Source organism: Rhizobium sp. Leaf341 (genome assembly GCF_001424325.1).
In the GTDB taxonomy this organism is placed as follows: domain Bacteria; phylum Pseudomonadota; class Alphaproteobacteria; order Rhizobiales; family Rhizobiaceae; genus Ferranicluibacter.
Genome location: NZ_LMPE01000014.1, coordinates 111,591 through 128,401 on the forward strand (window position 1 = coordinate 111,591; position 16,811 = coordinate 128,401).

Consider the following 16,811-nt stretch of genomic DNA (forward strand, 5'->3'; position numbering starts at 1 on the left):
CGTTCTTTGAAAGACAACGGATGAGGCACCCAACCGTTCCATGGGGCTCCATGGCCTCTCCCAGTCTATGGCCGGTTTGAGCCTATAGTGCCTGCGAGCCTATGGTCAGCACCGTGAAGACGATGGGTCTTGCCATCGGAAATCCGGTTTCTTGAGATCCGCCGGTTTTTTATTGGGAGGCCTCTTGATTCGTTTTGGGGCCGTTCCCATCTCGCTTCCAACCCGCTGGTCCGGGCCCCTCTGGCGAGAGCTCCGGCGCTCTTGCGATGTCGGACCCTATCCCCGACACCGCGCCGGCAGAGGTTGATCCATGGACTTCGCATTTCTCTTTATCGACTGGCTGGGCAAGCCTGTCTGGATGTGGGCCGGTTTTATCGGCATCGTCATCGCCCTCCTCACCTTCGACCTCGGCGTCCTGCACAAGGAGAACAAGGAGATCGAGGTCGGGGAGAGCATCAAGCTGTCCGCGCTCTACATCTCGCTCGGCCTCGCCTTCGGCGGCTGGGTCTGGTGGTATCTCGGTGCGGAGTCCGGTCTGGCCTACATGACCGGCTTCGTGGTCGAGAAAACGCTGGCACTCGACAATGTCTTCGTCATCGCCCTGATCTTCTCCTTCTTCGCCGTGCCCCGTCTCTATCAGCATCGCGTGCTGTTCTGGGGCATCCTCGGCGTCATCGTGCTGCGCGCCATCATGATCGGCGTCGGGGCCACGCTCGTGGCCGAGTTCTCCTGGCTCCTCTACGTCTTTGCCGCCTTCCTGGTCTTTACCGGCGTGAAGATGCTTGTGATGAAGGATGCGGAGCCCGACATTGCCAAGAACCCGCTCGTCCTCTGGATGCGCCGCCGCTTCAACGTGACCGAGACGCACCATGGCGAGCACTTCTTCGTGCGCCAGCCGAATCCGGTCACGGGCAAGATGGCCCTCTTCGTGACGCCGCTTTTCATGTCGCTGGTGCTGATCGAGGTTGCCGACGTCATTTTCGCCGTCGACTCGGTCCCGGCGATCTTTGCCATCACCACCGACCCGTTCATCGTCTACACCTCGAACATCTTCGCGATCCTCGGCCTTCGCGCGCTCTACTTCGCCCTCGCGGCGATGATCCACCGCTTCAAGTATCTCAAGCCCGCGCTGGCGGTGGTGCTGATCTTCATCGGTTCCAAGGTCTTCCTTGCCGACCTCCTCGGTCTTGAGAAGTTCCCTGCCGCCCTTTCTCTCGGCATCACCTTCGCCATCATCGCAAGCGGCGTCGTATGGAGCCTGGCAAAGACGCGCGGCGCAAAAGCCGGTTGACCCCGCGCGTCACCTCCCTGCCGGATTGGGCAATCCCCTCCGGCAGGCAGGCGTCGAACAGTGACGCTGCGCGGCGAAAACGCCGTCAGGCCGCCCGAGCTCCCGTCATGATGCCGCCGGGTCCCGATCCTGAGCGCGCCCGAGGGATCGATCGAGGGCGCGCTTCAGGCTTTCATTCTCGGTCTGGAGCGCGGAAATACGCTCCCCGAGCCGCTCCATCGCCGCGGCCACGTCGGCCGCATCGAGTTTCTGGGGAATATGCTGCGGGCAGTTCACATCCCACGCCTCGACCTTGAACAGGATCGCCTGTTCCGGCCGGGCGCGATAGTTCTCGGGCATCAGGCGCTCGAGGAGACCCGGATCGTCGGTCACGACGCGTGCGCGGCCCCAGAGCTTGATCCGGCGACGATGGGCGTAATCCATCAGGAACAGAAACGCCTTGTCGTTCTCTTCGAGGTTTCCGATCGAAACATACTGCCGGTTTCCGGCATAGTCGGCGAACCCGAGCGTGGTGTCGTCGACCACCCGGATGAACCCCTTCGGACCGCCCCGGTGCTGGGCATAGGGCTGGCCGGCGGCATTGGCGGTTGCGAGATAGGCCGTATCGACATGTGCGAGGAAGGCGACAAGATCGTCACTGATCTCCGTACGGAAGCCGCCGTCCTGCTCCATCCGCGCATAGGCGATGCGCGATCCCCGCTCGGCTTGAAGCGCCTTGACCGTGGGTGTGAAGGCAATATCGCTCGAAGCCGGCATCGGTTTCATCCTTCTGCATCGCGACATCCGGAGATCGATGCCGCCTGTTACCGCAGCTTCCTAGCTTGTTGCAGAAACATGCGGTATCTGCGAAAATCACAAGCCTTCCTTCTGTTTTGTGGAACCCTCGCGATGGATCGTTTCGAAGCCATGCGCACCTTGCTGGCCGCGGTCGACGGAGGCAGCCTGTCGGCCGCGTCGCGTAACCTGGGCGTACCGCTGCCGACGGTCAGTCGCCGCGTTTCCGATCTCGAAGCGCATCTCGGCGCGCAAATGGTCGTGCGCACGAGCCGCAAACTCCTGCTGACGGAAGCGGGGCACGCCTTTGTCGCCGCCTGCCGCCGCGTTCTGGACGAGCTCGACCAGGCGGAGCGTGTCGCGACCGGAGAATATCGCACCCCGCGCGGCGACATGCTGATCACGGCGCCGATCATGTTCGGGCGGATGCATGTCGAACCGGTCGTTCTCGCGTTTCTGCAGGCCTATCCGCAGATCAACATCCGCCTCGCTCTGTCGGATCATGTCCTCGATCTCGTCGAGAACCATGTCGATCTCGCGGTGCGGATCGGCCCGCTGCCCGACAGCAGCCTCAAGGCAACGCGTCTTGGCGATGTTCGCTGGGTCACCTGTGCCAGTCCTGCCTATCTCGCGGGGCGCGGAAAACCGGAAAGCCTCGACGCCTTGGCGGAGCATGACTGTATCGCCTTCGAGCGGCTTTCTGCCGGCGCCGTCTGGCTGTTTGGCGGCGGCAAGACCGCCGGAACGGCGGAGCGGGCAGAGACGATCGCCGTGCCCATCCGGCCGCGCTTTGCGGTCAACACCGCCGACGGGGCCATCGATGCGGCGCTGGCGGGCGCCGGCATCGTCCGCATCCTGTCCTATCAGGCAGCGTCAGCCCTTGCCGACGGGCGGCTGGTCGCGGTGCTGAACGATGCCCAGCCGAAGCCGCTGCCGGTTCATCTCGTGCATACGGGGCAGGCGATCATGCCGCTGAAGATGCGGGCGTTCGCGGACTTCGCCGTGCCGCGCCTGAAAGGCCGTCTCGCCAGCGTTCGGGATGCCGGGCTCACCATTTCAGCCACAGGCGACCCATGATGCTGCCGAGCGTCGTGCACAGCACGATGCCGAGCGTGTACCAGAGCGCGACGAAGGGGAGGCCGTTCTCGATGCAGCCCCAGCTGTAGATCCAGGCGCCAAGCGCTCCCCCGCTAAGGCCGGCTATCGCTCCGGCAAGCCCCGGCGCGGTGGGCGCGCTCCTGCGCAGAAACCAGAAGGTCGCTGCCATGGGCGCTGCACCGGTCGCAAGGATGATCAGCGGGCAGTAGAGGGCGGAGATGCCCATGATCAGCCGATGGCTTTCATCCGGCGTGGTGGCCTGGCGCAACTGCAGGACGGCTAGGCCGACCAGCAGCGCGTAGACGATCGCGACCTGCACGGCGCTGCCGACCGGACGCCCGCCGGGCCGTGCGACGACGAGGAGCGCCCCGACACCGATGAGGCCGAGCAGCAGCGGATAGGCGGACTTGACCCAGAAGGCAGGCAGGAAGAGGGCTGCGCCGAGATCCGGGCGCAGCCCGTGCACGAACAGGATGAAAGCGGTGGAGAGCGCCAGCCCCGGCAGCAGAGCGCGCCCGAGCAGCCACGCCAGCGCGTGCCTGTGCACAGGCCGGAGATCCCGCACGAGATCGTCGATCAATTCATCCGTCCCTGCCATGATCGCCTCTCAATCTTGCCGCCAGCGCCTTGATACCTCTGTGAATGCCCACCTTGACCATGCTTTCCGAACGCCCGGCATGCAACGCGGCCTCCGTGATCGAGCTGCCGTCAAGCCGGACCTGACGGATCGCCTCGGCCTGCCACGCGGGAAGTCCGGCGAGCAGCCGCTGGATATCCATCTGCGCCGACACCGCATCCTCGCGATAGCCGTCCGGCATCTCTCCCGCCGCTTCCAGCCCGACATGGCCCCGGCTGCCCGTCCTGCGGTGGTGATCCACCAGCTTGTGGCGGGCAATGGTGAAGAACCAGGCCGTAAAGGGCCTTTCGCGGTCATAGGTAATCCGGCGCTGATGCAGCGCAAGCAGCGTGTCCTGCACCAGGTCGTCCACATCGCTCGTGTCGGACCGTCCAAGCCGCCGTTTATAGTAGCGCACCAGAAGATGCCGGAGCACGTCGAGCAGGCAGCGATAGGCCGCCTCGTCGCCGTCGAGCGACAAGAGCATCAGCACCTTCAACTCGGACTCGGTCACAACGGTCATGTCTCTGGGAAGCTCATACGGGAACGCGTCGAAACGGTTACAGCGTGTTTCGAAAAAAGCGAGCAAATTTCCCGTGCGATCACATCGGCGTGATGGATGTAACCGGATGCAGGGGCGGTCCGAATGAGCTTTCCGTGACCATCGACGCAGCCCGCGTCCGGCACACCAGCCAGGAGAACCATCATGACCCATCGCATCATCGCCGCCACCATCCTCGGTCTCGCCCTTTCGATCGGCGCAGCGCAGGCCCAGACCAGCACGGATGCCATGAAGAAGCCGGATGCCATGCAGACGGACACGATGAAGGCCGACCCGATGAAGCCCGATGCCATGAAGCACGACGCCATGCAGCACGATGCAATGAAGGGCACCAAGGCCGACTGCACGCACAAGGCCGGCATGGAAAAGGACAGCATGAAGAAGGCCGACATGATGAAGGGCTGCGACGCGATGTAGGCTTTGCCGTCGCGGTGATCTTGGTCGTTCCCCGGCGCGTATACGCACAAGAGCCGGGGAACGACGCGTCCGCCTTCCGGCATGCGGGGCGGACCGGACAGTCTCACAGACATTGCCGACCTCGGAGGGAACGTCATGTTCGGCTCATCTTCCACGACATCCGGCCAGCAGACGCTGATCCGCCGTCACAGCCTGACCGTGCGGTTGTCGCACTGGCTGAACGTGCTGGCGATGACAGTGCTTCTCTTCAGCGGATTGCAGATCTTCAACGCGCATCCCCATCTCTATTGGGGGCAGTACGGTGCCGATAACGACCCGTCGGTGCTGTCGCTCGACGCCGTCGACAGCGATGGCGTTCTCAAGGGCGTCACGCGCATCGGCGGTCTTGCGCTCGACACCACCGGCGTGCTCGGCGTGTCCAGCGTGGACGGCGAACCCACCGTGCGCGGCTTCCCCGCCTGGATCACGCTGCCCAGCTATCAGGATCTCGCCACCGGCCGTCGCTGGCATTTCTTCTTTGCCTGGGCCTTCGTGCTCAACGGCCTCGTCTATCTCGCCTATGGCATCCTGTCGCGGCATTTCCGGCGCGACCTTGTGCCGACCAGATCCGAGCTGACGCCAGCCCATCTCGGCCACGAGATTGCCGATCATGCGCGGCTGCGGTTTCCCAAAGGCGAAAAGGCACGGCATTACAACGCCCTGCAGAAGATCACCTATCTCTTGGTCATCTTTCTCATGCTGCCGGGCATGATCCTGACGGGGCTGACCATGTCGCCCGGCTTCAATGCGGTCGCCCCCTGGCTCCTCGATCTCTTCGGCGGCCGGCAGTCCGCCCGTACGCTGCACTTCGTCTTCGCCACGTCGCTCGTCGCCTTCGTCGTGGTGCACGTGGCGATGGTGCTTGCCTCCGGCCTCTTCAACAACATGCGCTCCATGATCACGGGCCGCTACGCGATCCGCACGGAAGCACCGCTTGCCAGCCCATCGGAGATCGCGCCATGACCAAGCTTCTCACCCGCCGCCGCTTTCTCATCGGCTCGACGCTGACCGCGTCGGCACTCGGCCTCACCGGCTGCGACGCGCTTGCAGAAAACGGCAATGTCCAGTCCGTCATCCGGATGGCCGAGCGCCTGACCATGGGAACGCAGCGTTTCCTGATCGGCGACACCGCGCTTGCCCGGGAGTTCGGCGCCGGCGATCTCTCGCCGACCTTCCGGGCCAATGGCACCACCATGCCGGACGGGGCCGAGTACCAGGACCTGCTTGCCGGCCGCTTCGCCCGGTGGCAGCTGCAGATCGGCGGCCTGGTCGAGCGCCCGACCAGCCTGTCGCTGGCCGCCCTGAAGGCGATGCCGTCGCGCACGCAGATCACGCGTCACGATTGCGTGGAAGGCTGGAGCGCCATCGGCCAGTGGACCGGGGTGCCGCTCGGCAGCCTGCTGACGACGGCTGGCTTGAAGAAGGAGGCGCGCTACATCGTCTTTCACTGCGCCGACGAGTACGAAAAGACGCTCGACGGCAGTGGCTGGTACTATGAGAGCATCGACCTCATCGACGCCTTCCACCCACAGACCATCCTCGCCTACGCCATGAACGGCCGCGACCTCGAAGTGCCGCACGGCGCGCCGCTGCGGCTCAGGGTCGAGCGGCAGCTCGGCTACAAGCAGGCGAAATATCTCATGCGGATCGAGGCTGTCGCCGACCTCGCCACGTTCTATGGCGGGAATGGCGGCTTCTGGGAGGATCGCGGCTACGAGTGGTACGCCGGGATCTGACGATTTGCAGGCGGTCTTCGGGCCTTTGAGCGTTGAAGACCGACCTTGCGAAACCGGCGGATACCACCCCGCATCCGCCGGACATGACGACAGGGGATGAACAAGGAATGACACATGTTCTATCTCTCGAAAACCGGCGTCGCGGCCCTGACCGGCGCCCTCATGTCGGCCATGATCGGCACGGCGGTCCAGGCGGCCGATGCCATGCGTGTGCGCGGCACCGTGGAAAGCCTTGAGGGCAACACGTTGTCCGTGAAGACGCGGGAAGGCGCCGATGCGAAGATCCTGCTGAAGGACGGCTGGGCGGTTTCAAGCGTCGCCAAGGCTTCGATCGACGACATCAAGACCGGCGATTTTGTCGGTATCGCATCGTTGCCGACGGCCGAGGGCGGCGACGGCGCGCTCGAGGTGCTGATCTTCCCGGCGGCGATGAAGGGCACCGGCGAGGGCAGCTATGCCTGGGATCTGAAGCCCAACAGCTCCATGACCAATGCCACCGTCGCCAATGCCGTGAAATCGGTCGACGGCCAGACGGTGACGGTGACCTACAAGGGTAAGGAAAAGAAGATCGCCATTCCCGCAGGCACGCCGGTCGTGACCTTCGCGCCGGCCGTGAAGGCGGACCTGAAGGCCGGCGCAACCGTGTTCGTGCCGTCCGAAAAGGCGGCCGACGGCACCATCTCCAGCAGCCGCGTCGTCGTCGGCACCAACGGCGTCCAGCCGCCGATGTAAGACGGCGAACCGTCCGCCGCGGGCTTCTCTCGCGGCGGGCGTCGCCGATTTTGTGCGCCGGATGCGAGCCCCTGTCCGCGACTAGTCCCTGATCTCGAGCCCCGCCTCGTGTGCCGCCGCGATGAAGGACAGCCGGGCGGCTTCCACCGACGTCTTGCCCTTCATGGCCGCTTCGAGCGTCAGGAGCGCGGCGTCGAGTGCCGGGCCGTCTTCCAACGGCCAGTCTTCGATCAGGGCCCAGGACGCTTCCTGGTTGTTGCGGATGGTGGTGAACGCGCCGGGTCCTTCCAGCGCGAGCGACACAGCCTTGTTCCAGTCATTGCTCAAGCGAATGTCTCCATGCCGATGATGCCGTCTTCTACAGCGGCGGCCTCCGGATGCAAAGATCGCTTCGACGCAGACGGCCGGCTCTAGGCTGCCGCCATCATCTCGGTCTCGCTTCTGTTGAACATGCGCTCGAGGTTCAGGAAGCAGATCATGCCCGTGGGCTGCACGATGATGCCGTCGGAATAGGCCGTCGCTGCCGAGGTGGTGACGTCGGGAACCGGCTGGAGAAGATCGGCCGGGACCATGAGGATATCGGAGACCCGGTCGACGAGCAGCCCCATGGCCATGCCGTGCACCTCGGTGACGACGATGGCGCTGCGCTCGGTGGGCTCGGCACCCCGCATGCCCAGCTTGAGGGCGAGGTTGATGACCGGGATGACCGTGCCGCGCAGGTTCATGACACCGAGAACCTCCGGTGGCGCCTGGGGAATAGGCGTTGCCGGTGCCCAGCCGCGGATTTCGCGGATGGTCACCGTGCGGACGCAGAATTCCTGCTCGTGGAGCCGGAACGCAATGATTTCGAGCATGCCGTTGGTTGTCGTGTCACGCATCAGAATTCCTTCCATCCATCGTTTGTGGCGGCCTTGCCGGCCGATGCCCCTGCGGCTCTCCGCGGGCGGGACTGCGTTGGCGCAGGCGCGCGCTGCGGCGCGCTTGCGGCTCTCATGCTGGCGGCCGTCTGGCGCAGGGCCTGGGCCGGCGATCCGGCGGCGCCGAGGGCGAACTGGCCGATGAGGTGGCGGAGCGTGCTGCTCTCGCTGGCGAGCGTCATGCCGGCCGCGCTCGTTTCCTCCACCATGGCGGCGTTCTGCTGGGTCACCTGGTCCATCTGGTTGACGGCGATGTTGACCTCGCTGAGGCCGATCGACTGCTCGCGCGCGGAGGTGGCGATCGAGTCCATGTGGGCGTTGATGGTGACGATGTAGCCCTCGATCGTCTGCAGGGCCTTGCCGGTCTCGCTGACGAGCTGCACGCCGTTCTGAACCTCGACGGAGGAGTTCCGGATGAGCTCCTTGATCTCCTTGGCAGCCTTTGCCGAGCGTTGAGCAAGCTCGCGGACTTCCTGCGCGACGACGGCAAAGCCCTTGCCGGCATCCCCGGCGCGCGCCGCCTCGACGCCGGCGTTCAGCGCCAGCAGGTTGGTCTGGAACGCAATCTCGTCGATCACGCCGATGATGTTGGACACCTCGTTCGAGGAGGCCTCGATCTTGCCCATCGCCTCGACGGCCTGGGCGACCACCTGGCCGGAGTGGCTGGCGCTGGCATTGGCCTGTACGGCGACCGCGCGGGCTTCATCGGCGCGCTTGGAGGAGTTCGAGACATTGGCCGTGATCTGGTCGAGCGCTGCAGCTGTTTCCTCGAGGGACGCCGCCTGCTGTTCGGTCCGCTTGGACAGATCGTCGGCGCCCCGGCTGATCTCCTGCGATCCGCCGTCGATGGAGCCGGCCGCCTGCGCCACGGAGCGGAGGGTCTCGCCGAGCTGGCGGACGGCATTGTTCAGATCGTGGCGCAGGGCCTCGAAGTCCGGCGAAAAGGGTTCGTCCAGCTGGAAGGTGAGATCGCCGGCGGCCAGGCGCTTCAGGCCGCTCGCAAGGCCCGACGTCGCTTCGTTCAGCCGCTGCTGGGCCGCGGCCTCCGCTTCCGCCGTCAGACGGATCCGGTCGGCTTCGGCCTGCTGGCGAGCGGCTTCCGCCTCGTTCTCCAGCTGCCTGTTGACGACGGCGGCCTGACGGAAGACCTCGACGGCGCCGGCCATCTCGCCGACTTCATCCGCACGGCCGGAGCCGGGAATCGTGAGATCGATGCGCCCTGCGGCCAGGTCGCGCATGGCATCGTTGATGCCCCGCACGGGGCGGACGAGACCGAGATTGAGGACGATCAGCGCGAGCAGGGAGACGGCGAACATGCCGATGCCGCCCGCGATGTTGTTGAAGCGGCCGGACGCTGCGGCAGCAGCGGCAGCCTCGGCGCGCGTGCCGAGCAGCCCGGCCTCGACGCCGATCATCTCCGCGATGGTCGCGCGGATGCCGTCCATGGACGCCTTTCCGGCACCGCTGGTTTCGATCGCCCGCGCCTGATCCCGGGTTGCCGCGTTCGCCATCAGGGCGATCTCGGGCGTGGCCACCTTTGCGTGCCACTCCGCGACGAAGCGCTCGAGCGTATCGAGGCGGTTCTGCTGCGCCGGATTGTCCGAGGTCAGCGTACGAACGTTCTTCAGATGGGACGCATAGGCCTCCAGACCGGCCTTCTGGGGCGCCAGAAAGGCGTCGTTCGTGGAAACGAGGTAGCCGCGAATGCCGGTCTCCTGATCGACCATGCTGGCGGCGATACCGTTGAGGGCGTTGATGACCTTGTAGGTGTGGTCCGTCATCGCGGCCGTCTGCTCGAGCTTGGAGAGGGATCCGTAGCTGGAATAGCTGACGCCCATGGCAATCAGGATCAGCATGAAGAGGGTCGCGGCGATCTTGGTGAGAATACGCAGATTGTTGAAGGAAGACATCACGGCTCTCGATATTTGGCCTGCCGTGGGGGGATGGGCAGGCAATGGGCGTTGTCGGATGGGCAGCTTCAGATGTGCGATCGGACGTCGGACGGGAGGAACGAGCAGACCGACCGTACCCGACCTGTGTATTAGAAAAATCGGAAAGAAAGAATGAACGGCGCGGAAAGAAGTGAACCGAATCGCGGGTTTAATCATCGCGCCTGTCCTGCTTCCCCGTTCTCTCGCGCGTCCTCTCGCGCGCGCCCTCTCGCGCGCCGGTCCTCTCCTCCGGCCGCTTCACGGACCATGTGCACCAACGCAAAACGGGCGCCTGCAGGCGCCCGTATCCTTCCTATCCGGCTCTGAGAGGCCGATGTTTACTCGACCGCGACGGTCTTTCCGGCTTCCCACTTGTAGACCGAGAAGCTCTGCGACGTCAGGTCGCCGGTCTCGCCATAGGTCAGCGCGCCGATCGCGGTCTTGATGGGGGTGCCATCCTTCAGCGCTTGCGCCACGGCTTCGGCATCATCCGTGCTGCCGGCCTTGGCGATGCCGGCGGCGATGACTTCGACCGCGGCATAGGCGTTCAGGGTAAAGGCTTCGACCGGGATCTTCTTGGCCGTCAGGGCGTCGGCAGCAGCCTTGCTGTCGGCACTCTTCAGGGCGTCGGCGGCATTGGTGTAGATCGTGCCGTTCGCATCGTCGCCGCCGGTGGCGATGAACTCGCTGTTCGACAGGCCGTCGCCGGCAATCAGCTGCACGGACAGGCCGGCATCCTTCATCTGGCGCACCAGAAGCCCGGCCTCCGGGTGATAGCCGCCGAAATACAGGACCTCGACGCCTTCGGATTTCATGCGGGTGACGAGGGCGCTGAAATCCTTGTCGCCGGCGGTCAGCGCGTCGTTGAAGATTTCGGTGACGCCGGCGGCGTTCAACGAGGTTTTGAAGGCGTCGGCGAGACCCTTTCCGTACTGGCCCTTGTCGTTGAGGATCGCGATCTTCTTGTCCTTGAAGTTTGCGACGACGTATCTGGCCGCCACGTCGGCCTGCTGGTCGTCCCGGCCGCAGGTGCGGAAGACGGTCGTCAGGCCGCGCGCGGTCAGCTCCGGCGACGTTGCCGTCGGCGTGACCATCAGCGTGCCATTTTCCGCGAATGCCACGGATGCGGGGATCGATACGCCGGAGGTGACCGGGCCGACGACGAAGCGGATGTTGTCGGCGATCAGCTGGTTGGCGGCGGAGACGCCCTGTTTCGGCTCGCCGGCGTCATCGGCGATCTTGAGGACGATCTTCTCCCCGTTGACGCCGCCCTTCTTGTTGATTTCCTCGACGGCGGTCTCCGCGCCGTTCTTGATCTGGGCGCCGATCGCGGCGACCGGACCGGTGAGGGGGGCGACGAGGCCGACGGTGATATCGGCAAAAGCGGCGGTTGCAGCAGGCGGCGAAAAGGCCAGCGTGGCGGCCAGCGCCGCGGTGATTGTCTTCAATGTCATATCCGTCTCCTTGGAACGCGGCCTCCCGGTCCGCGCGTGATGATCTCTCGGGCTTTCCCATCGAACGGGTGCGTTCGACATGCGGGAACGAGGGGCACAGCCCTTCGCCCGGGACGCGGCCATGTTTGGCTCGCATCGTAAGCGACAGATTTCTAAGAATTTCCGGGCTTTCGCGCAAGAACATTACCGCAAACAGCCGCCGTTTGGCGCAGAAATTCCCCACACGTTTCTGCAGACGCACAGGCCCGCGACGCGCGCGTCACGGCCCCTTCCGCGATGCCGCCCCAAACCTTGGCGAATCCGTCCCGGTCAGCCCGGGCGCCTGACGCAAACGTGACCGACGGATGGAGGGTCCCTGCCGATCGGGGCGAACCATGAAGGCCGCACTGCGTTACCGGGTGCATCTTCTTCACCGGATCGGAAATTCCTTGCCTCTTCGTCTTCTTGTGGTCGACAGCGAAACCGCCGACCAGAAAAACGAGCGCCGCAATGCCAGTGGCGCCGCCTCCTATGAAACCTATGCCGAGACGCTTCGAACCATCGATCCGGACGCCGTGATCGAAACGGTCTGCTGCATCGAGGGCGCCGATATCTCGGGCGCACTCACCCGTTTCCAGGGCGTTCTCTTTGCCGGGTCTCCCATCCAGATGCACAAGCAGACGGACGAGACGCGCGCGGCCGCCGATTTCATGACGCGGGTGTTTTCCGCTGGCGTTCCTGCCTTCGGTTCCTGCGCCGGGCTTCAGATTGCCGCCGTCGCCGCGGGCGGGGTTTGCAAGCCGCGCGATGCGGGCATGCAGGTCGGCTTTGCCCGCGATATCGTTCCGACGGAGGACGGCAGACGCCATCCTCTTCTCCAGGACCGGCCGCAGGTCTGGACGGCCCCGGCCATGCATTCGAGCGTGGTCGATCGCCTTCCGCCGGGTGCGATCCGCCTCGCGCAATCCAAGGCGACACCGACGGAAGCCGCCGAGATCCGCTTCGGCAACGGCGTCTTCTGGGGCGTCCAGTACCATCCGGAGCTCGACCTTTCCGAGATCGCCCAATCCATCCGCCGCCAGTCCGAGGATGTGCGCGAACAGGGGCTTGCCAACAGCGTGGCGGCCGTCGAGGCCTATGCCGAGACACTGGAGACGCTTAATGCGGACCCGGGCCGACACGACCTTGCGTGGCAGATCGGCGTGGACGAGGAGGTTACCCTGGCCTCTCGCCGCCAGGTGGAACTGGTCAATTTCCTGCGGTTTGTGCGGGCATAGAGGCCGTTGCGAAGATCCGGCATCCCAACCGGGGGTCGTGCAAGGGCTGAGCAAAAGATCGTTAATTATCCGTTATCAGCGCGACGACAGAACTCGCGATGAACGCTCCGGATGTATGGTAAGCCATTTATGACATCGTTAAGACATCACTTTTAACGTTAAAACACGAGCAATGGCGAAATGATCCGCCTTTTGCGTGTGTCGCGATGAGCAGTTCGGTGGATGACAACCGAATAGCGCGACAGGGGTCGCCTCGGTAAATGATTTGCTTGTGGTCAGCCTCGATCGGATATCCGGCTTCTGGGGGACACAGACGTGAAACACATCTCTATTATCGGCAAGTTTCTGATGATCATGACCGGGTTCGGTCTGTTCACGCTCGGAACCACGCTTTACTCGGGCTGGCAGACATCGGCCATGGACCGCGGCTATTCGGCGCTTTTGCAGAAGGAGGCGACAGCCTCTCTCTATCTCGCACGCGCCAACCGCAGTCTGCAGGCGATGCGCTCTTCGATCGGCGACCTGCAGATGGCACGCACGCCGGAGAGCAACGACGCCGCATCGAAGGAAATGGACGCCAACAAGGCAAGCTTCGTCAAGTTCATCGACAAGGCTGCCGCCGCCTTTCCGGAGCGTCCAGAGATCGCGACCTTGAAGGTCGACGGCCTTACGATCATTGACAAGACATGCGCTGCATCGATCGACGCCGCCCGCCTTTCAACGACCGAGGCCGCCATCAGCGCGTCGCAGGCACAATACCTGGCCGAATGCCAGCCGGCCTTCGTCGCGATCTCCCCGCGCTTCACGGCTCTCACGAGCGCGTTCGTGGACAGCGCCGACGCTGTCAGCGACAGTCTCTCGGCGCAGGCCAAGACGACCATGCTGACGACGATCGGCCTCGTTCTCGGCGGTCTTGTGCTCGTCCTGCTGGCCGGCTTTCTGGCAATCCGAGCATGGCTCGTCCGTCCGATCAGGGATCTCTCGCAGACGATGGATGTTCTCGCCAATGGCGATCTGAACACGGAGGTCAGCGGCACCGATCGCCGCGACGAGATCGGCGGCATGGCCAAGGCGGTTCAGGTGTTCAAGGACAATGGTCTGCGGGCCCGCCAGCTGGAGCAGGAAGCCGTTGCATCCCGCACCGCAAGTGAGGCGGAAGCCGCCCGCGTCGCCGAAAGCGACCGCCAGCGCGCCCAGGCGATGGCGCAGGCCACATCAGGCCTTGCCGAAGGCCTCAAGAGCCTGTCGGGCGGTGACCTGACCTTCCGCCTGACCCAGCCCTTCGCAGCCGATTTCGAAGCCTTGCGCTCCGACTTCAACGCGGCAGTCTCGCAACTCTCGGACAGCCTGCGTTCGGTTGCCGATGCGACCGGCTCGATCGACAGCGGCGCCCGCGAGATCAGCCAGAGCGCCGACGATCTTTCCAAGCGCACGGAGCAGCAGGCCGCCTCTCTGGAGGAGACGGCAGCCGCCCTCGACCAGATCACGGTCAACGTCTCGCATTCCTCCAAGCGTACCGAAGAGGCCCGCAACGTCGCCATCGAGGCCAACCGCTCGGCGCGCCATTCCGGCGAGGTCGTCGCCAGCGCGGTAACGGCGATGCAGCGCATCGAGGAATCGTCGAGCCAGATCTCGTCCATCATCGGCGTGATCGACGAGATCGCCTTCCAGACCAACCTCCTGGCACTGAACGCCGGCGTGGAAGCCGCCCGCGCAGGGGAAGCCGGCAAGGGGTTTGCCGTGGTCGCCCAGGAGGTCCGCGAGCTTGCCCAGCGCTCCGCCCAGGCTGCCAAGGAAATCAAGGACCTGATCCGCAACTCATCGGCCGAAGTCAGCACGGGCGTCAAGCTGGTGCAGGAAACGGGCGAGGCCCTGAAGGTCATCGAGGCCCAGGTGGTGACGATCAACACCCAGCTCGACGCCATCGCCACCTCGGCGCGGGAACAGTCCGTGGGTCTTGCCGAAGTCAATACGGCGGTCAACCAGATGGATCAGGTCACCCAGCAGAATGCGGCGATGGTGGAAGAGTCCACGGCGGCAAGCGCGACGCTCGCCGGCGAGGTCAACCGCCTGCGCGAGATCATTGCCGACTTCCGCCTGGGAAGCGCGGGTTCCGGCCCGGCGGCAGCGGCGCCCGCGCACAAGCCGCAGCTGGCAAAGGCCGAGCACAGGCCGATCGCCTCGCCCGCACGCCGGATGATGGCGAAGGTTGCCGGTGCCGTGGGCCTTGGCGGCGGCGCTGCAGCCGAAACCTGGGAAGACTTCTAGACCCGGCCCTTCGGCAGATCGGACGACAGCGAGAGAGGGCGGCCAGAAGCCGCCCTCGTCTGCGTCATGGCCCCGGCCTATCGCGCCGCGTCCACCGTCACCCGGACCTTGCCCGGGCGGTCGAAGATCGAGACGTCGCCGGTGACCTGCCCCAGAACGACGATGCCCGGGGGCGGAACCTTGCCGTTGCGATAGTAGATGACAAAATCACTTGTGCTCCACAGGCCGAGCATGCCGACGGTAAAGGCGCGCTGGCGCGGAGCCTCGGGCAAGGCGGTCGGTAGATCGCCCGTCTTTTCCTGGCGCAGATGATCGTCCATCTCGATCGTCACCGGCAACATCGCGACGAGCGCGCGGGCGGCGGCATTGTCGGCAAGCTCGGCGGTCACGTCGCCCCAGTCGGACGACAGGCGGATCTGATCTCGCGCCATGGCGGACCCTCCCATGAAAAGCGTCAGAAGAAGTGCGGCAGATGTCGATCCGGCAATCCGTGCCATGTTTCGTCTTCCCATTGGTTGTCGGCCAGTCCGGGAAGCGGGCAGGGCCCGGCGGCGCCGGACCGCCGCCTGGCTCTTGGGCTGTCCGATCAGGCCAGATGCTGGTCGAAGAAGCCCTTCAGCTTGTCAAACGGGATGAGATCCACGCGGTCGTAGAGATCGACATGGCCGGCCCCCTTGACCCAGACGAGTTCCTTCGGCTCCGACGCCCTGTTGTAGGCGTTCTGGCTGAACTCCTTCGAATGCGCCTTGTCGCCCGAGATGAACAGCATCGGCCGCGGCGAGATCGTCTCTATGTCGTTGAACGGGTAGAAATTCATGAACTTGACGCTGCTGCTGAGGCTCGGCTTCGTCGTGCTGGCCCTGTCGACGCCGACCGGCGTGACTTCGCCGCGGGGGGTGCGGTAGAAATCGTAGAACTCCCGCTGGATCGGATCGGTCTCGGCCGTCAGTTCCAGCGTCGTGCCGCCGATATACTGGGGATCGGCTCCGTCCGCCTCTGCCCAGCGTTGTTCGGCCGCCGTGGCGATGAAGGCCTTGCGCTGTTCGACCGTCTGAGACCTGTTCAGGGCATCCCGGAAGGCGGCTCCCATGTCGTACATGCTGACGGTTGCGACCGCCTTGATGCGCGGATCGATCTTGGCGGCGCTGATGACGAAGCTGCCGCTGCCGCAGACCCCGATCGCGCCGATATTGCCGCGATCGACGAAGGCGTGCGTGCCGAGAAAATCGACCCCGGCGCTGAAGGCTTCCGCATAGGCTTCCGGCGACACGAGGTTGCGGGGCTGCCCCTCGCTCTCGCCCCAGAAGGGCAGGTCGAGCGACAGGGCGACGAAGCCCTGCTCGGCCATCTTGGTGGCATAGAGATTGGCGCTCTGTTCCTTGACCGCACCCATGGGGTGGCCGACGACGATCGCCGGGTGCTTGACGCCCCTGTCCATGTCGTTGGGCACGAACAGGTTGCCGGCGACCATCGTCTGGTACTGGGTCTTGAACGTCACCTTCTGAAGGGTCACCCGATCGCTGCTGTAGAAGTTGGAAGCACCGTTGGACATGTCCTGAGCCTTTGCGGTCATGGGGTCGAAGAGGGAGACCGTACCGAGGGCGGCGATGCCGGCACCCGTGATCTTGAGGAGGTTGCGGCGGTCGATGCCGGATGCCTGAGCCGGGGCCTGGGCCTCAGCCTGGGCGTCATTGAAGGGGATGTCGTTCGTCATGTCTGG

17 protein-coding genes are annotated in these 16,811 nt (G+C 64.7%); 8 read left to right on the forward strand and 9 right to left on the reverse strand.

The window, feature by feature from the left end; translation table 11 throughout:
* Window positions 1-310: 310 nt before the first annotated feature.
* Complete coding sequence (locus ASG03_RS14760) at window positions 311-1,291, forward strand: TerC family protein (protein ID WP_062694172.1); 981 nt, start codon at window positions 311-313, stop codon at window positions 1,289-1,291.
* A gap of 105 nt (window positions 1,292-1,396) precedes the next feature.
* On the opposite strand, the gene ASG03_RS14765 is transcribed toward ASG03_RS14760, so the two are convergent.
* Window positions 1,397-2,047, reverse strand: a complete 651-nt coding sequence (locus tag ASG03_RS14765; RefSeq protein WP_062694174.1) for a pyridoxamine 5'-phosphate oxidase family protein — start codon at window positions 2,045-2,047, stop codon at window positions 1,397-1,399.
* A 132-nt stretch (window positions 2,048-2,179) separates the two neighbouring features.
* On the opposite strand from ASG03_RS14765, the gene ASG03_RS14770 reads away from it, so the two are divergent.
* Window positions 2,180-3,142, forward strand: a complete 963-nt coding sequence (locus tag ASG03_RS14770; protein ID WP_062694176.1) for a LysR family transcriptional regulator — start codon at window positions 2,180-2,182, stop codon at window positions 3,140-3,142.
* Here the strand turns inward: ASG03_RS14770 and ASG03_RS14775 are convergent.
* Both ASG03_RS14775 and ASG03_RS14780 read right to left on the reverse strand, forming a co-directional pair.
* Window positions 3,114-3,761, reverse strand: coding sequence for an NrsF family protein (locus tag ASG03_RS14775; protein ID WP_062694178.1), 648 nt, complete (start codon window positions 3,759-3,761; stop codon window positions 3,114-3,116). The two genes, ASG03_RS14770 and ASG03_RS14775, sit on opposite strands and share 29 nt — an antisense overlap.
* Complete coding sequence (locus ASG03_RS14780; RefSeq protein WP_062694181.1) at window positions 3,745-4,302, reverse strand: sigma-70 family RNA polymerase sigma factor; 558 nt, start codon at window positions 4,300-4,302, stop codon at window positions 3,745-3,747. The genes ASG03_RS14775 and ASG03_RS14780 overlap by 17 nt, the downstream gene beginning before the upstream one ends.
* 183 nt (window positions 4,303-4,485) lie before the next feature.
* Here ASG03_RS14780 and ASG03_RS14785 point away from each other — a divergent pair, with 183 nt between their 5' ends.
* From ASG03_RS14785 to ASG03_RS14800, 4 genes are all read left to right on the forward strand, one after another.
* Window positions 4,486-4,758, forward strand: coding sequence for a pentapeptide MXKDX repeat protein (locus ASG03_RS14785; protein ID WP_062479190.1), 273 nt, complete (start codon window positions 4,486-4,488; stop codon window positions 4,756-4,758).
* A 135-nt stretch (window positions 4,759-4,893) separates the two neighbouring features.
* Window positions 4,894-5,760: a cytochrome b/b6 domain-containing protein gene (locus ASG03_RS14790; RefSeq protein WP_062694246.1), complete on the forward strand. Its 867-nt coding sequence runs from the start codon at window positions 4,894-4,896 to the stop codon at window positions 5,758-5,760.
* The gene (locus ASG03_RS14795) at window positions 5,757-6,533 is read left to right on the forward strand and encodes a molybdopterin-binding protein (RefSeq protein WP_062694183.1); all 777 of its coding nucleotides are present in this window, start codon (window positions 5,757-5,759) and stop codon (window positions 6,531-6,533) included. The genes ASG03_RS14790 and ASG03_RS14795 overlap by 4 nt, the downstream gene beginning before the upstream one ends.
* Window positions 6,534-6,647: 114 nt before the next feature.
* Window positions 6,648-7,265, forward strand: coding sequence for a hypothetical protein (locus tag ASG03_RS14800; protein WP_062694186.1), 618 nt, complete (start codon window positions 6,648-6,650; stop codon window positions 7,263-7,265).
* Between the two features lie 81 nt (window positions 7,266-7,346).
* On the opposite strand, the gene ASG03_RS14805 is transcribed toward ASG03_RS14800, so the two are convergent.
* The 4 genes from ASG03_RS14805 to ASG03_RS14820 form a co-directional block, all read right to left on the reverse strand.
* Window positions 7,347-7,592 carry a DUF982 domain-containing protein gene (locus tag ASG03_RS14805; protein ID WP_062694188.1) on the reverse strand — a complete coding sequence of 82 codons (246 nt, stop codon included), beginning with the start codon at window positions 7,590-7,592 and terminating at the stop codon, window positions 7,347-7,349.
* Window positions 7,593-7,675: 83 nt separating this feature from the next.
* Window positions 7,676-8,143, reverse strand: coding sequence for a chemotaxis protein CheW (locus tag ASG03_RS14810; protein ID WP_162241396.1), 468 nt, complete (start codon window positions 8,141-8,143; stop codon window positions 7,676-7,678).
* A complete protein-coding gene (locus ASG03_RS14815) occupies window positions 8,143-10,092 on the reverse strand; it encodes a methyl-accepting chemotaxis protein (protein WP_062694191.1) in 1,950 nt (649 codons plus the stop codon). The genes ASG03_RS14810 and ASG03_RS14815 overlap by 1 nt, the downstream gene beginning before the upstream one ends.
* Window positions 10,093-10,451: 359 nt before the next feature.
* A complete protein-coding gene (locus tag ASG03_RS14820; RefSeq protein ID WP_062694193.1) occupies window positions 10,452-11,567 on the reverse strand; it encodes a branched-chain amino acid ABC transporter substrate-binding protein in 1,116 nt (371 codons plus the stop codon).
* A 428-nt stretch (window positions 11,568-11,995) separates the two neighbouring features.
* Here ASG03_RS14820 and ASG03_RS14825 point away from each other — a divergent pair, with 428 nt between their 5' ends.
* Both ASG03_RS14825 and ASG03_RS14830 read left to right on the forward strand, forming a co-directional pair.
* Window positions 11,996-12,823: a glutamine amidotransferase-related protein gene (locus tag ASG03_RS14825; protein WP_162241397.1), complete on the forward strand. Its 828-nt coding sequence runs from the start codon at window positions 11,996-11,998 to the stop codon at window positions 12,821-12,823.
* Window positions 12,824-13,138: 315 nt separating this feature from the next.
* The gene (locus ASG03_RS14830; protein WP_062694195.1) at window positions 13,139-15,091 is read left to right on the forward strand and encodes a methyl-accepting chemotaxis protein; all 1,953 of its coding nucleotides are present in this window, start codon (window positions 13,139-13,141) and stop codon (window positions 15,089-15,091) included.
* Window positions 15,092-15,168: 77 nt separating this feature from the next.
* Here the strand turns inward: ASG03_RS14830 and ASG03_RS14835 are convergent, their stop codons facing one another.
* Window positions 15,169-15,588 carry a cyclophilin-like fold protein gene (locus ASG03_RS14835; protein WP_062694197.1) on the reverse strand — a complete coding sequence of 140 codons (420 nt, stop codon included), beginning with the start codon at window positions 15,586-15,588 and terminating at the stop codon, window positions 15,169-15,171.
* A gap of 89 nt (window positions 15,589-15,677) precedes the next feature.
* Window positions 15,678-16,805 carry an alpha/beta hydrolase gene (locus ASG03_RS14840; protein WP_062694199.1) on the reverse strand — a complete coding sequence of 376 codons (1,128 nt, stop codon included), beginning with the start codon at window positions 16,803-16,805 and terminating at the stop codon, window positions 15,678-15,680.
* Between the last annotated feature and the right edge of the window lie 6 nt (window positions 16,806-16,811).

Bases quoted from the DNA above. Each gene is read 5' to 3' on its own strand.
- ASG03_RS14795 (WP_062694183.1), top strand. From the start codon at position 5,757: ATGACCAAGCTTCTCACCCGCCGCCGCTTTCTCATCGGCTCGACGCTG.
- ASG03_RS14785 (WP_062479190.1), top strand. From the start codon at position 4,486: ATGACCCATCGCATCATCGCCGCCACCATCCTCGGTCTCGCCCTTTCG.
- ASG03_RS14815 (WP_062694191.1), bottom strand. From the start codon at position 10,092: ATGTCTTCCTTCAACAATCTGCGTATTCTCACCAAGATCGCCGCGACC.
- ASG03_RS14760 (WP_062694172.1), top strand. From the start codon at position 311: ATGGACTTCGCATTTCTCTTTATCGACTGGCTGGGCAAGCCTGTCTGG.
- ASG03_RS14820 (WP_062694193.1), bottom strand. From the start codon at position 11,567: ATGACATTGAAGACAATCACCGCGGCGCTGGCCGCCACGCTGGCCTTT.
- ASG03_RS14840 (WP_062694199.1), bottom strand. From the start codon at position 16,805: ATGACGAACGACATCCCCTTCAATGACGCCCAGGCTGAGGCCCAGGCC.
- ASG03_RS14810 (WP_162241396.1), bottom strand. From the start codon at position 8,143: ATGCGTGACACGACAACCAACGGCATGCTCGAAATCATTGCGTTCCGG.
- ASG03_RS14765 (WP_062694174.1), bottom strand. From the start codon at position 2,047: ATGCCGGCTTCGAGCGATATTGCCTTCACACCCACGGTCAAGGCGCTT.
- ASG03_RS14835 (WP_062694197.1), bottom strand. From the start codon at position 15,588: ATGGCACGGATTGCCGGATCGACATCTGCCGCACTTCTTCTGACGCTT.
- ASG03_RS14790 (WP_062694246.1), top strand. From the start codon at position 4,894: ATGTTCGGCTCATCTTCCACGACATCCGGCCAGCAGACGCTGATCCGC.
- ASG03_RS14775 (WP_062694178.1), bottom strand. From the start codon at position 3,761: ATGGCAGGGACGGATGAATTGATCGACGATCTCGTGCGGGATCTCCGG.
- ASG03_RS14770 (WP_062694176.1), top strand. From the start codon at position 2,180: ATGGATCGTTTCGAAGCCATGCGCACCTTGCTGGCCGCGGTCGACGGA.
- ASG03_RS14780 (WP_062694181.1), bottom strand. From the start codon at position 4,302: ATGACCGTTGTGACCGAGTCCGAGTTGAAGGTGCTGATGCTCTTGTCG.
- ASG03_RS14800 (WP_062694186.1), top strand. From the start codon at position 6,648: ATGTTCTATCTCTCGAAAACCGGCGTCGCGGCCCTGACCGGCGCCCTC.